12 protein-coding genes are annotated in these 14,429 nt (G+C 62.8%); 6 read left to right on the top strand and 6 right to left on the bottom strand.

All coding sequences use genetic code 11. From position 1 onward, the window contains the following. Positions 1–13 precede the first annotated feature (13 nt). Positions 14–691 carry a hypothetical protein gene (locus AC2YB9_RS00815; RefSeq protein ID WP_487266866.1) on the top strand — a complete coding sequence of 226 codons (678 nt, stop codon included), beginning with the start codon at positions 14–16 and terminating at the stop codon, positions 689–691. 111 nt (positions 692–802) lie between these two features. On the opposite strand, the gene AC2YB9_RS00810 is transcribed toward AC2YB9_RS00815, so the two are convergent. The 3 genes from AC2YB9_RS00810 to AC2YB9_RS00800 are packed head-to-tail and all read right to left on the bottom strand — an operon-like array spanning position 803 to position 5,189. Continuing rightward, positions 803–1,729, bottom strand: coding sequence for a hydroxymethylglutaryl-CoA lyase (locus tag AC2YB9_RS00810; protein ID WP_487266865.1), 927 nt, complete (start codon positions 1,727–1,729; stop codon positions 803–805). Then, positions 1,726–3,615 carry an acetyl/propionyl/methylcrotonyl-CoA carboxylase subunit alpha gene (locus AC2YB9_RS00805; RefSeq protein ID WP_487266864.1) on the bottom strand — a complete coding sequence of 630 codons (1,890 nt, stop codon included), beginning with the start codon at positions 3,613–3,615 and terminating at the stop codon, positions 1,726–1,728. Before AC2YB9_RS00805 ends, AC2YB9_RS00810 begins: the two co-directional genes overlap by 4 nt. Positions 3,616–3,629: 14 nt before the next feature. Then, positions 3,630–5,189, bottom strand: coding sequence for a carboxyl transferase domain-containing protein (locus AC2YB9_RS00800; protein WP_487266863.1), 1,560 nt, complete (start codon positions 5,187–5,189; stop codon positions 3,630–3,632). Between the two features lie 46 nt (positions 5,190–5,235). Between AC2YB9_RS00800 and AC2YB9_RS00795 the strand changes: the two genes are divergently transcribed. Then, positions 5,236–5,790: a TetR/AcrR family transcriptional regulator gene (locus tag AC2YB9_RS00795; RefSeq protein WP_487266862.1), complete on the top strand. Its 555-nt coding sequence runs from the start codon at positions 5,236–5,238 to the stop codon at positions 5,788–5,790. 32 nt (positions 5,791–5,822) lie between these two features. After that, positions 5,823–6,347 (top strand): hypothetical protein, encoded by a 525-nt coding sequence (locus tag AC2YB9_RS00790; RefSeq protein ID WP_487266861.1) that lies wholly within the window; start codon positions 5,823–5,825, stop codon positions 6,345–6,347. A gap of 89 nt (positions 6,348–6,436) precedes the next feature. On the opposite strand, the gene AC2YB9_RS00785 is transcribed toward AC2YB9_RS00790, so the two are convergent. From AC2YB9_RS00785 to AC2YB9_RS00775, 3 genes are all read right to left on the bottom strand, one after another. Then, positions 6,437–8,056: an FMN-binding glutamate synthase family protein gene (locus AC2YB9_RS00785; RefSeq protein ID WP_487266860.1), complete on the bottom strand. Its 1,620-nt coding sequence runs from the start codon at positions 8,054–8,056 to the stop codon at positions 6,437–6,439. 81 nt (positions 8,057–8,137) lie between these two features. Next, positions 8,138–8,302: a hypothetical protein gene (locus AC2YB9_RS00780; RefSeq protein ID WP_487266859.1), complete on the bottom strand. Its 165-nt coding sequence runs from the start codon at positions 8,300–8,302 to the stop codon at positions 8,138–8,140. Positions 8,303–8,306: 4 nt separating this feature from the next. Further along, entirely contained in the window at positions 8,307–9,854 is a 1,548-nt protein-coding gene (locus AC2YB9_RS00775) for an MFS transporter (RefSeq protein WP_487266858.1), read from the bottom strand. 104 nt (positions 9,855–9,958) lie between these two features. Here AC2YB9_RS00775 and AC2YB9_RS00770 point away from each other — a divergent pair, with 104 nt between their 5' ends. From AC2YB9_RS00770 to AC2YB9_RS00760, 3 genes are read left to right on the top strand one after another with little or no spacing between them, the layout of a single operon-like run. After that, a complete protein-coding gene (locus AC2YB9_RS00770) occupies positions 9,959–10,489 on the top strand; it encodes a TetR/AcrR family transcriptional regulator (RefSeq protein WP_487266857.1) in 531 nt (176 codons plus the stop codon). A gap of 2 nt (positions 10,490–10,491) precedes the next feature. Beyond that, positions 10,492–13,740 (top strand): bifunctional lysylphosphatidylglycerol synthetase/lysine--tRNA ligase LysX, encoded by a 3,249-nt coding sequence (lysX, locus tag AC2YB9_RS00765; RefSeq protein ID WP_487266856.1) that lies wholly within the window; start codon positions 10,492–10,494, stop codon positions 13,738–13,740. Then, entirely contained in the window at positions 13,737–14,414 is a 678-nt protein-coding gene (locus AC2YB9_RS00760; protein ID WP_487266855.1) for a DUF998 domain-containing protein, read from the top strand. Before lysX ends, AC2YB9_RS00760 begins: the two co-directional genes overlap by 4 nt. The last annotated feature ends 15 nt before the right edge of the window (positions 14,415–14,429 follow it).

Here is a 14,429-nt window from a genome sequence, read left to right as displayed (position 1 = left end):
TATGCTGAGCAGCATGGGAATCGGTAAGAGCGTCGCAGGGTCGGCGGGCACGAAGTTCGGGCCGAAGTTCGCGTCGAACTACATTCGAGCCCTATTGGATCACGCGATTGATGGCTATGGCCCGATGAAATCTGCCGCGCTATCGGCCAATGCCAAACTCGTCGCCCAGCGCGGTGATATCGAGAACGCAATCCGTAGCCTCATCCGGCTGCATACTGCGCTCGCCGGTGCTCAGGGTTTTGTCACCAATCTCGGTGGGGTCACCACCGCGACGATCGCTATACCGGCGAATGTTGTCGGTGTGACCCTGGTGCAGTGCCATCTCGTGGCCGGCATCGCGCACCTTCGTGGCTACGATTTGGAGGATCCGCGGGTCCGCAACGCGATCCTTGCGTGCATGCTCGGCAAAGACACGGTCGATGAATTGATCAAGGGCAAGAAGATTCCGTCCTCGCCGATGGCGCTGGCGACCTCACCGGTGCATGATCCTCAGTTGGATCGAAACATCGCCGCCGAGGTCACGACCGAACTCTTCGGCAAGGTCGCCGGTCGGCGCGCTGCCACGTTGATCGGCCGACGCATACCGCTGCTCGGTGGCGGAGTCGGCGCGGCCAGCGATGGCGCCTCGACCTATGGCATCGGCACCTACACAGCAGACCAGCTAAAAGATCGACGCTTCCGGAAGAAGTAGCCCCACCCCCGCGATCCCCACCCCGCGAGTGGCGCAGATTCGGGGTTTTCCGGGCCCAAAATCCCCGAATTTGCGCCTCTCGCTGACAGATCTGCGCCACTCGGCGACGGGTTAGGCGGTGAGGGCTCGTACGACGGCGCTGGGGCTGGGGCGACCGAGCTGGCTGGCCATCCAATGACTCGTCGTGGCCAACGATTCAAGGTCGACGCCGTGCTCGATGCCGAGGCCGGTCAGCATCCAGACGAGATCCTCGGTGGCGAGATTGCCAGTTGCGCTCTTCGCATATGGGCAGCCGCCCAGCCCGCCAGCCGAAGCGTCGAAAGTTGTGACGCCGTTGACGAGTCCGGCGTGGGCGTTGGCCAGCGCCTGGCCGTAGGTGTCATGGAAGTGCAGGGCCAACTTGTCGACGCCGACACCGGCCGCACCGAAGGCATCGAGCAGCGCGCCGACGTGGGCCGCCGTGGCGACGCCGATCGTGTCGCCGAGGGAGAGTTGGTATGCCCCCATCTCAAGCAACCGAAGCCCAGCGTTGACGACCTGATTAACCGGGACGGCGCCCTCCCACGGGTCGCCAAAACACATCGAGAGATAAGCGCGTACGTCCGCGCCGGCGGCCAATGCGCGGGTGACGACCGGCTCGAACATCGCATATTGATCGTCAAGGGTCGAGTTGAGGTTGCGGGCGGCGAAGGTCTCGGTGGCGCTACCGAACACCGCGACATGTGTGCAGCCCGCGTCGAGCGCCCGATCAAGGCCCCGCTCATTCGGCACCAGGACCGGCAGCTGCACCGGTCCATTGAGGTCGAGCCGCGACACCAGCTCGGCCGCATCGGCCAACTGGGGCACCCATTTGGGCGAAACAAAACTCGTGGCTTCGACGATCGATAATCCCGCGTCGATCAGCCGCGCAATGAATTCGGCCTTGACTTCCGTCGACACCGCCAGCGACTCATTCTGCAGTCCATCACGCGCGCCGACCTCGTAGATCGTGACCCGCGACGGCAGCGATGGATCAGGCACAACCATTGGCAAACTCATGCGGACACCTCGGCCACATCGACCGGATCCACGGTGAACAACACATGGCCCAATGGCACCTGCTCGCCGACGATCGCGCCGACATGAGCGATCAGGCCGTCATACGGAGCCTTGAGTGCAAGTTCCATCTTCATCGCCTCAACCATGCCAAGCGTCTGGCCCACGACGACTTCATCGCCAACCGCGACAGTGACCTCGAGGACGGTGCCGGGCATGGGCGAAAGGACATCAGCTTCGGTCGAGGCGAGGGCGGCGAGTTTGCGCATCGGATCGGGTAGGTCGAGCCGCCATGACTCACCTTGCCAAGCAATCGAGACGCCGCGTGGGTCAGCGACGACCAAATGTTCTATCGGCACAGCATCGTTGGTCGCGGCGTCAGCCTGCTCAAAGGAATAGTCCAGGAGTTCACCGCTGCCAGTCATGAGGCGCACGTGAATCTGGCCTGCGGGCCCACCTGAGCGCCAAGAATCACCCACGCCGAACGGATCTTCATCGGGAACGACCACGGTCTGCGCCCACCGGCGGGCGGCAGCCTCGGCCGCTTCGGCCGGGAGTTCGGGCTTGGTCCGGACCTCGATGGAGCCGTCGCTGTCAAGCCAGCCGGTATTAATGTCGCCGGCTGCGAACTCCTCGCCAGCCACGATGCGGCGCAGGAAACCGACATTTGTTGTCACGCCGAAAACGCCGGTGTGATCGAGTGCTTCGAGCATCGCGGTGCGCGCTTCGGCACGATTGGCGCGATGGACGATGATCTTGGCAAGCATCGGGTCGTAGGCGGTGGAAACGGTCTGGCCACTGCGGAACGCTTCTTCGACTCGAGCCTGATGAAGCGGCCAGAAAACCTCATGCGCGACGCCGCCCTGCGGAAGGAAACCGGTGTAAGGATCCTCCGCATAGATGCGGACCTCGATCGCATGCCCATCGACGCCAATCTCGTCCTGGGCCAGCGGCAACTCTTCGCCGGCGGCGACCGCAAACTGCCACTGCACCAGATCGACCCCCGTGATTGCCTCAGTGACGGGGTGCTCAACCTGCAGGCGGGTGTTCATCTCCAGGAAATAGGCGTCCTCGCCCTTGACGAGAAACTCGACGGTCCCCGCATTGGTGTAGCCGACCTCGCGGCACAGCGCGACCGACGACGTATGCAGCGTCTGCCGGACCGCGTCGAGGATCCCCTCGGCCGGCGCTTCCTCGATGACCTTTTGGTGCCGCCGCTGGACCGAGCAGTCCCGTTCGGCCAGGTGCAGCACGTGTCCGTGTTGGTCGGCAATGACCTGCACCTCGATGTGCCGCCCGCCCTCGACATAACGCTCGATCAGCAAGGTGTCGTCGCCGAAGGCCGAGGCAGCTTCGCGCCGAGCTGCGGCGATCGCCGCAGCCAACTCGTCGGCGGCCCGCACCACACGCATACCTTTGCCGCCACCGCCGGCCGCGGCCTTGACCAGCACCGGATAGGCGTCAGCCGGGACAGCAGCTTCGTCATACTGCGGGTTGACGGGTACGCCGGCCCGCTCGGCGATTGCCCGGGCGTGATCCTTGCGACCCATCTGGTCCATCACATCGGCATTCGGACCGATAAAAATGAGGCCTGCTTCGACTACCGCGCGGGCAAACTCGGGGCGTTCAGACAGGAAGCCATAACCCGGATGGATTGCTTCAGCGCCGGACGTACGAGCCGCTTCGAGAATTCGCTCGATGTTGAGATAGGACTCCGCAGCCGGAGTTGGACCAATTCGGACCGCCTCGTCGGCGAGTAGTACGTGTGGCGACGCGCTATCCGCATCGGAGCAAACCGCGATGCTGCGTAGACCCGCCTCGCGACAAGCCCGGATCACCCGGACCGCGATCTCGCCACGATTGGCAATGAGTACAGAAGAGAAATTCATGACCGTAACCAGCCTTACATTCTGAAGATGCCGAAATGCGGCTCGGGGATTGGTGTGTGCGCGGCCAGTTCGAGTCCCATGCCGAGCACGCGCCGGGTGTCGATCGGATCGATGATGCCGTCGTCCCAGAGCCGGGCGGTGGAATAGTAGGCCGAGCCTTGTTCGTCGAACTTGACGCGGATCGCGTCCTTCTCAGCGTTCTCTTCCTCCACGGGCCAGTCGCCGCCGCGCTTCTCGATACCATCACGCTTGACCTGGGCAAGGACCGAAGCAGCCTGTTCGCCGCCCATGACCGAAATACGAGCGTTGGGCCACATCCACATGAAGCGCGGATCGTAGGCGCGACCGCACATGCCATAGTTGCCGGCGCCGAACGAACCGCCGATCACGACAGTGAACTTGGGTACGACGCTGGAGGCGACCGCGGTGACGAGCTTGGCGCCATCCTTGGCGATGCCGCCGACCTCATACTCGCGACCCACCATGAAACCGCTGATGTTCTGCAGGAATACGAGTGGGATGCCGCGCTGATTGGCGAGTTCGATGAAGTGCGCGCCCTTGAGCGCGGATTCGGAGAACAGGATGCCGTTGTTTGCCACGATTGCAACCGGGTAGCCCCAGATTCGGGCAAAACCACAGACCAGCGTTTCGCCATAAAGCGGCTTGAATTCGTGCATCCGCGAGCCGTCGACAACTCGCCGAATGACTTCGCGTACGTCGTAGGGCCTGCGCGTATCCATCGGGACGACGTCATACAACCCTTCGGGGTCCTCGGCCGGCTCCTCGGTCTCATAGCGAGCCAAGCTCGGCGGCGTCTGGCGCTCGAGCGTACGGACAATCGAGCGAACGATTTGGAGTGCGTGCGTGTCGTCATCGGCAAGATGGTCCACGACACCGGACTGGCGCGCATGGACGTCGCCGCCACCGAGGTCCTCGGCCGTTACGATCTCGCCGGTCGCGGCCTTCACCAGCGGTGGGCCACCGAGGAAGATCGTTCCCTGATTACGGACAATCACGGTCTCATCGCTCATCGCCGGTACGTAGGCGCCGCCAGCCGTGCACGACCCCATGACCGCCGCGATCTGGGCAATGCCGCGGGCAGACATATTGGCCTGGTTGAAGAAGATGCGGCCGAAATGCTCCCGATCGGGGAACACCTCGTCCTGCATCGGTAGGTAGGCGCCGCCGGAATCGACGAGATAAATACAGGGCAAGTTGTTCTCGGCGGCGATCGTCTGGGCACGCAAATGCTTCTTGACCGTCATCGGATAGTAGGTGCCCCCCTTGACCGTCGCATCATTGGCGAGGATGACGCATTCGCGCCCTTCGACTCGCCCAATGCCAGCAATCAGGCCCGCGCTTGGGACGCTGTATTCGTCTTCGGGGCGGCCATACAGTCCGTATGCGGCCAGCGGCGATAACTCGAGGAACGGCGAGCCCGGATCGAGTAGGTGGTCGACGCGATCTCGTGGGAGAAGTTTGCCGCGGGACACGTGGCGGTCGCGCGACGCTTGGCTTCCGCCAAGGCGCACGGCGGCCAGTCGGTCATGGAGTTCGGAGACGAGTTCACGCATATTTTTAGGTTAACACTCATTAACCTAAATGGTCTACGCTGGCCACATGACCACGGCGCGCCAACAGCAAATCCTCGACATCGCCGCGAAACTGTTTGCCGAACGCGGTTTCCACGGCGTTTCGGTGCATGACATCGGCGCCGCCTGTGGCATCTCCGGCCCGGCGCTCTACAAACATTTCGACAGCAAGGACCAGATCTTGGCCAGCTCGCTGACCTCGATCAGCGAAACTTTGTTGGTCACCGGTCAAGCACGCTCCGCAGCCGCCGATGATTCCCGCGCCGCACTGAACGCGCTCATCGACTGGCATATCGAGTTCGCGCTTGACCATCCTGATCTCATCATCATTCAAGAACGCGAATGGGCCAATCTCGGCGAGATCGCACGCAAGGATGTGCGCGCACTCCAACTCGCCTACATCGACATTTGGGTGACAACGCTTCGGCAACTGCGCCCCGTTCTGGACAAGGCCGAAGCCCGCGCGGCGGCGCAGGCGACATTCGGCCTGATCAACTCGACTCCGTACAGCGCTCGAATCAATGCCGCGCGTATGCGCGAACTCCTCGCGAACATGGCGGCGAACGCACTGCTCGGGTCCTAGACTGAGCGGACATTTCTGGAAGGACGGGCACTATGGTCGATTTTGGCAAACTGTTAGGTACGGTCGACCCACGCAAACTCCCAGTCGTGGTCGACTTCGTTTGGGAAAGCAAGGACGATCTGATCGCCGCAGCCAAGTTCGCCCGGCAGTTGCCAGATCTCTTGACCACCCTGTCGACCGGGCTTAGTGAGGCTGCCACGCAGGCGCGAGCCGCGTCGGTCGCCCTCGTCGGCGAGGACGGCAACGGCGGAATGATGGTGTCGATGGCGCACGGCGCCGGATCACTCGGCGCAATGTCTAGCGGCTTCACTCACACTTCAGGACTGATCAACCGCGCGGCCGATGAGTTCGGCAAAGTACCACTGATGGGTGGTCCGGCCCGACAGTTAACCGGCGCCGCCGCCGGCCTAACCGACGTTGGTGCCGACCTGACCGGTTTCGGCCAAGACTTGCTCAATATGGCAGGCGTCCTCGCTCAGGTTGCTGCTGCCTTGGCCAAGCTCGGCGAAGCGCTGGACACCTCCGGTAGCAAGGCGCGAAGCCTCATTCCCACCTGATCCACCGAAACCACCGTGGACGAACAATGAGGGATTGATGTCGGTATGCGGTCCAAAACCCTCACCGTTGGTCCGAGGGGCGGGTCGAATCACTGGGCGGGCGTCACTACGCGTTCGTCGATGTGGACGGGGGCGAAGTCGTGCGCATTGGCCAGGTCCCAATCATGCGACCAACTCGTCGGCGGTGCCACCAACAGCTGATTGGGTTTAAGCCACTCATACAGATCCGCATAGGTCTGGGTGACATTCGGGTTTACGCGGCGAAATAGTTTACGTGGATTGAGCTGGTCGAATGAGTCGAGCCCCATCGACGCCACGATCTGCTTGGCGCTGCCCACCGTACCGGCCTGAAAGTTGCGTACACGGATCAATTTGTCCTCAACGACCAAGGCCCGAGCCCGCCCCGGGTCCTGCGTCGCAACACCCACCGGACAGCGATTGGTGTGGCACTTCTGCGCCTGGATACAGCCGATCGCGAACATCATCGCGCGCGCCGCCATCGTGAAATCGGCGCCCTGACAGAGTCGTTTGACGATGTCGATGCCGGAAGCGACTTTGCCACTGGCGCCGATCTTGATGTGCTGACGTACGCCCGAGCCAACGAGCGCGTTCTGGACGAACATCAGCCCCTCGGTCAGCGGCATACCGACGTTGTCCTCGAACTCGACCGGGCCGGCGCCAGTGCCGCCCTCGGAGCCATCCACAATGATGAAATCGGGGTACGACTCCAGCTCAACCATGGCCTTACAGATCGCGAGAAATTCCCGTTTTGAGCCGATGCACAGTTTGAAGCCGACCGGCTTCCCGCCACTGAGTTCACGCAGCTGCCCGATCCATTCGATCAGCCCGACTGGGGTCGAAAAGGTCGTATGAGTTGGCGGCGACACCACTGTCTTACCGACCGGAAGTTCACGGGTCGCCGCAATCTCCGCGGTGACCTTGGCACCGGGCAAGAGGCCACCCAAGCCCGGCTTAGCGCCCTGAGAGATCTTGATCGAGATGGCTTTGACCGTCGGCCGCTGCGCATTTGCGGCGAACCGTTCGGGATCGAAATGACCGTCTTCGGTCCGGCACCCGAAATAGCCCGAAGCAATTTCCCAGATCAGATCGCCACCATGTTTGAGGTGATAGGGGCTGATGGCACCCTCGCCGGTGTCATGGGCGAATCCGCCGAGCGCAGCACCACCGTTGAGCGCCTCGATCGCGTTGCCTGACAGAGCGCCGAAACTCATTGCCGACACATTGAGCAGCGCGATGTCATACGGCCGGGTGCATTCTGGACCACCGAGCGTGGCATGTGGGATCGCGTCGGTGGCCGGCTTCGCCCGCATCGAATGCGCGACGAACTCGTACCCGACGGCATTGACATCACGCTTGGTGCCGAACGGTTCCTCCCCCTTGGCACCCTTGGCGCGGTCATAGACGAGGTCACGTGTCTCGCGGTCAAAGGGGACACCATCGGTCGCTGTCTCGATGAAGTACTGCTGCATCTCGGGACGGATCGTCTCGAGCAAGAAACGCAGATGCCCGATGATCGGATAGCTCCGGGTGACGCTGTGACGGCGTTGCAGCAGATCGTAGATTCCGAGCAGCCCGAACGCCAACAGCACAACGGCAACGACCAGCCACCATGCGCTGAATGCGGCCGCGAGCACCGCAAATCCAACGCCGCCAAGGAACACTGCCAAGACCGCAATCCACCTGATCATGTGGTCATCGTGCCATCAAGACCATCGGCGAAGCACGTCATCGGCGAAATCTCGACGTCCCGGGCACCACCCAGTATTGGCTCAGTGAGTCGGTGCGGTCAGCTCAAGTGCGATGTTGTCGGTGACGGTGATCCGGATGTGGCTATAACCGCTGGCGGTAATGGGCACGTTGCACTCCAGACTCTCGATGACCGGCTGGCCACTTCCAACATACGTGCGCAGGCAACATACGTGCGCAGGCAACATCGGCTCAGTCGTCGCGCTGAACCCCTCGGAGCGCACGGTAGGACAGCACGGCCGCAGCCAACGCAATTAGGATCGCCACCGCGGACGACCGTTGGATACCCAGATCGAAGGCCAGCTGAGCCGAATGCGCCAAGTCCGAACCGATGACGTTGGGATAGTGCGCTGCCGCCTCCAACGTGCCACCGAGGGTCTGGAACTCGGACTGCCCATTGGCCCAGCGAGCCTCCATGGGGACCCGCAAATTGCCACGATAAGTCACCGTCAGGATGCTGCCAAGGACGGCGGTGCCGAGCACTGCGCCAATCTCGTATGCAGTCTCCGATATTGCCGACGCCGCCCCCGCCTTGTGCGGAGCGACGCTGGTGAGCATCAGATCGTTGGTGAGCGTTTCGGCGATTCCGATGCTCAGGCCGAGCACCGTGAACGCGATCATGATCGAGAGCATCGACGGAGTCCCGACGAAGGCCGCGATCGCATACCCGGTCGCTGACAGAACGAAGCTCGCGCTGACCAGCAGATGCACCGGTATGAAGCGAACCAGTCGTACGGCGAGAAAACCCGACGCCACCGTCACAATGAGCCCAGGCAGCAACGCCATGGCTGCTGCCAACGGGCGGAGACCGACGACGAGTTGGAGGAACTGCGCGGCAAAGAAGATGAAGCCGGCAAAGCCCATCAGGCTCAATAGGTTGGCCATGATCGCACCGCTGAAGACACGATTGCGGAACAGCGTGAGGTCGAGCATGGGCGTCGCGAGCCGGCCCTGCCGGCGGATGAACGCGCCGGCGCTCATGATCCCCAGCATGAATGATCCGACCGCTAGGTCGCTCGGACCGTTCTCGGCGAACTGCTTGATACCAAACACGATCGGTAGCATCGCGGTCATCGACAGACCGATGCTGAACCCGTCGACCCGGCCGGGGTTGGGGTCCTTCGACTCCGGCAGGAAGAAGTGCGCGAGCAGCAGGAACAGGACTATCAGCGGCACGTTGATGAGGAAGATCGAGCCCCACCAGTAATGCTCAAGCAGCCAGCCGCCGACGATCGGACCGAGCGCGGCACCGCCTGAGAACATCGCCGCCCAGGTCGCAATCGCGAGCCGGCGGTCGTGCCGATCGAGGAATACGTTGCGGATCAGCGAGAGGGTCGACGGCATCAGCGTCGCACCAAACACGCCGAGCATCGCGCGCGCCAGCAACAGCGAAGTGGCCGAGGGGCTGTAGGCCGCAAAGATCGACACGAGACCAAAACCAGCCGCGCCGATGACGAGCAGACGCCGGCGGCCAAAACGATCACCAAGGCTGCCCATCGGAATGAGCAGACCGGCCAGCATCAGCGGATAGATGTCGACCAGCCACAACAGTTGCGTGCCGGTCGGTTTGAGCGCGGTCGAAACCTGCGGCAGCGCAAAGCTCAGGACGGTGTTGTCGATCGACGTGAGCAGCACCGGAATCATGAGCACGGCTAGGGCGATCCATTCGCGTACGCCGGCCCGTACGCGCTGCGGCTCACCGCCTCGATAAGGGTGTGACAGATGCTCGATCGTGGTCATGATTCCTCCTCTCGTAGACGCAAACACAACCTGATTACTGTACCGGCTGGCCGGTACAGTCGCCAAACTGAAATGACGTGATCTACATCGCTAGACTGTCGACCATGACGGCACCGGAACGTTCGACCAGAGATCGCCTCCTCGATGCGTTTGAGGAACTCTTGGTGACCGAGGGGAGCCGCGCCGCAACGCTCGACGCCGTGGCGACGAAGGCGGAAACCTCCAAAGGCGGACTGCTCTATCACTTTCACAGCAAGGACGATCTGGTTGAGTCGATGCTCAACCGACTGCGCGAGCAGGGTGCCGTCGATGCCGACCGCATGCGCGCCGCCAAGCAGGGCCCGGTCGACTACTACCTGACCACTTCAGTCGACTCGGGCAGCGACTTTGACCGGGCACTGATCGCCGCCGGCCGGATCGCGCAGGAGAACGACTCCCGGGCGGCGCTCGCCCTCGCCGAGTTGCGCGATGCCTGGTTCACGATCCTCGCCGACGACCTCAATGATGAGTCGTTGGCACGCACGATTCAGTTGCTCGGCGATGGCCTCTACTTCCATGACACGACTGGCCTCGCCTCAAAATCATCGCTCAAACACGTACGCAACGTCTTGAAGCGACTCGACGTCCTGAAGTGATCATGGCTGTTCGTGGCCGCGACCGTTCACTCGAATGGGTACCGCGCGCGACCGGCCTGTTCCTGGGCGTGTGGGCGATCGCCTGTGCGGTCCTTGCGGTGATACCCCGATTGCGGCACGTAGCCGAACCGCTGATCGACTTCGTCGACAACTACATTTTGCTGTTCTCGCCCAACCTCGCATATGCGAGTTTCCTCGGCCTGTTGGCGGCGGCCGCCACAACCCGCAAACGCGCCGGTTGGTGGGCGCTCACCGTATTTCTGACGATCAATCTCGGGGCGACCGAGGGATTGCTGCGTACCTACAGCTTCAAGGGCGTGACCGCGACCGTCATTGCCGGTGCCGGATTGCTGCTGGTGCTGGTGGCGCGCAAACATTTCCGCACGCGCGTACGGAAGGCCTCGTTTCTGAAGGCGCTTACCGTGTTGGCCGCCAGCCTTGCCGTCAGCGTTATCGGTGGCTTCATGATCGTTGAGGCACTGCACGGCAGCCTCCCGGGCAGCCAACGCTTCGCGTGGACCGTCAACAAAGTTTTTGGTGGGCTGATTGAGAACTCCTCCTTCGACGGCAAGACCAAAGACTGGGTCAGCGACCTGCTCGGCTTCTTCGGCGCGATCTCCCTGCTGGGCGCCGTGGCGATTGTGTTCCAGTCACAGCGGATGCGTGCTGACTTGCGGCCGGCCGAGGAAGAAGCCATACGCGCGCTCCTTGCGACGTCCGGAGCGAGTGATTCGCTCGGCTATTTCGCGACCCGCCGCGACAAAGCCGTCGTGTTCGCGCCAAGTGGCAAAGCCGCAATTCTCTATCGCGTCGAGATCGGCGTATGCCTGGCCAGCGGTGACCCAATCGGCGATCCTCAGGCGTGGCCGCAGGCAATCGCCGCCTGGCAGGCGCTTGCCGATGAGTATGCCTGGACGCCCGCGGTCATGGGCGCCAGTGAGGCCGGCGCGCGTGCTTACGAAGCGGCCGGACTCAATGCCATCCAGCTCGGCGACGAGGCGATCATCGAAACCGGACCATTCTCGATCGAGGGCCGCGACATGCACGTCGTAGGCCAGGCCGTACGCCGGATCGAGCGACTCGGGATCACGATGCGGGTCCGCCGCCACCGCAAGGTTCCGGCCGAGGACATGCAATTGGTCACCGAATGTGCCGAGAAATGGCGTGGCGATGAGACCGAGCGTGGCTTTTCAATGGCGCTCGGCCGACTCGCCGATCCGGCCGATGGTGATTGCCTGCTGGTTGAGGCACTCGACCCCGACGGCCACCTGATTGCGCTCCTCTCATTCGTGCCGTGGGGAGCAAGCGGTGTATCACTGGACCTGATGCGCCGCGATCCGCAAGCGCCCAATGGCGTCATCGAATTCTTGGTCGCCGAGCTCGCCCGGCGCGGCCCAGCACTCTCGATCGCCCGCATTTCACTCAACTTCGCGGTCTTCCGCGCGGCATTCGAAGAGGGCAGCCGCATCGGCGCTGGACCAGTCCTTCGCGCCTGGCGTCGAGCGCTGATCCTGCTCTCACGGTGGTGGCAACTTGAGGCGCTGTACCGGTCCAACGTCAAATTCCGGCCGCACTGGAATCCACGTTTCCTCTGCTACGACGACGCCCGCATGCTGGTCCGTGTCGGCTTCGCCTCGGGGATCGCCGAGGGCTTCGTCAATATTCCTGATCGACTGCGCTCCCGGCGCGGAATTCAGCCGCCGCGATTGAGCGCCACCGAGTTGGCGGCGATCGTCCAACACCAGGCCGAAGAGCGCAGCCGGATGGTCGCCGAACGACCCGTGTCCGAGCAGATGCGGACCCGGTTGGACAAATTGGCTCGCGTCACCGAGCAGGGCGATGCAGCCTATCCGTCGGCGGCGACGATCACCCACAACGCTGTCGACGTGGCCGCGCTCAAGCCCGCCACCGCGGTCACGGTTTCGGGCCGGATCATGCGTATGCGCGATCACGGCGGCGTCATCTTCGTCGACCTGCGCGACTGGAGCGGAGACGCGCAGATCGTTCTCGATCAGGCCAGTCTCGGCATTCCTGCTCTGACCGGATTCGCTCGTCAATTCGACCTCGGCGATCTGGCGGACTTCAGCGGCACGACTGGTCATACCCAGACCGGCACTCCGTGCGTGCATGGCGCCGTGTGGCGGATGAGCGCCAAATGCCTGCATCCATTGCCCAATAAATGGCTCGGGCTGACCGATCCAGACAGCCGCGTGCGCCGGCGCTACGTCGACCTCGCGGTCAATCCAGACAGCCGTGATCTGGCCCGCCTGCGCAGCAATGTCCTCCGCCAGTTGCGCACCTCGCTGCACGAACAGGGCTTCCTCGAGGTCGAGACGCCCGTACTTCAGCCGGTCCACGGCGGCGCCAATGCGCGCCCATTCCTGACGCACATCAACGCTTATGACCTCGATCTCTATCTGCGCATCGCGCCCGAGCTCTATCTCAAAAGACTCTGCGTCGGTGGAATGGAACGAGTCTTTGAGATTGGCCGAACCTTCCGCAACGAGGGCGCCGATGGAACCCACAATCCCGAGTTCACGATGCTCGAGGCCTATCAGGCACACAGCGACTATCGCGGCATGCTCGACACCTGTCGCGAGCTCATTCAAGCGGCGGCGACCGCAGCGTACGGCACATCGATCGCGATGCGTCCGAATGATTCGGGTGGCTTCGACGCGGTCGACCTATCGGGGAAATGGGCCGTGGTCTCGGTGCATACGGCCGTGTCCAAGGCGCTTGGCACTCCGATCGATTCAGCCACGAGCATCGCCGAGCTGCAACAGCTCAGCGACGGCGTCGGAGTGCCCTGGCAGGACACCTGGGATGCCGGTCAGATCGTCCTCGAGCTTTATGAACAACTTGTCGAAGCGGCAACTGTCATGCCGACGTTCTACATCGACTTTCCAACCTCGGTGTCGCCGCTGACCCGGTCCCGCGACGACAATCCCGATCTCGTCGAACGATGGGATCTCGTCGCCTTCGGGATGGAGCTGGCGACCGCATACTCCGAACTGACCGATCCAATCGAGCAGCGTCGCCGGTTGCGCGCCCAGTCAGTCAAAGCCGCACACGGCGATATCGAAGCGATGGAACTCGACGAAGATTTCCTCGAGGCACTCGAATACGGCATGCCGCCGACCGGCGGCCTCGGTATGGGCGTCGACCGGCTCGTCATGCTGTTGACCGGTCGGAGCATCCGCGAGACGCTGCCGTTCCCATTGACCCGGCCGATCCGCCGAGGCGAACGGTGACCCGCCGGATCGCTGCCATCTCGATTGCGGTCGGCGGAATCTTGTATGCCGCCTGGTTCATTCAGTGGATCGTGCCAACCCATTTGAGTGCGGCCACGAGCTACATCAGCGAACTCTCCGCCGATGACCAGCCCAATCGATGGGTGTTCCGCGGGATCGATCTGGCGGCGGGAATCCTGCTCGTTATTGGCAGCATCGCCGCGTTGCGCTCAACGATCCGAACCCGCTGGGCAGTATTGGGTTGGGTGTCGTTGCTGTTGTTTGGGATTTCAACGATTTCGGACTCCCAATCACCGTTGCCGTGCGCCGCCACCGCCAAGGCGGCATGTGCCCGGTTGTCCGATCGCGGGCAACTCGGCTTCGCTGACACCCTGCACGCCGTCACCAGCGCCGGCGAGGATTTCTTCTTCGCCATGACAATGCTGTGCCTGCTCGTCGTAGCCTGGCAGATCGGCGCACCGGTCGTCTTGCGCCGGACCGCGTTGGTCGTCGCGGCTCTGATCGTGGTGGCTTGGGCCGGAACGGTCGGCGCCGCATTCGAGTTCGAACTGTTCTTGGTCAACGACCACCTCGGCGTGCCACAACGCATCGAGGTCACTTTGATGGGCGTGTGGCTTGTCCTCGTCTCGATCGCGCTACTCCGAATCCGCCGGATCCGCACCCCGCACGCCTAACCCGCGTCCCCAAGA

This window comes from Aeromicrobium changchenzhani (genome assembly GCF_057586615.1).
Note: the sequence above shows the minus strand (reverse complement) of the source record. Positions and strands in the feature narration are given on the sequence as shown.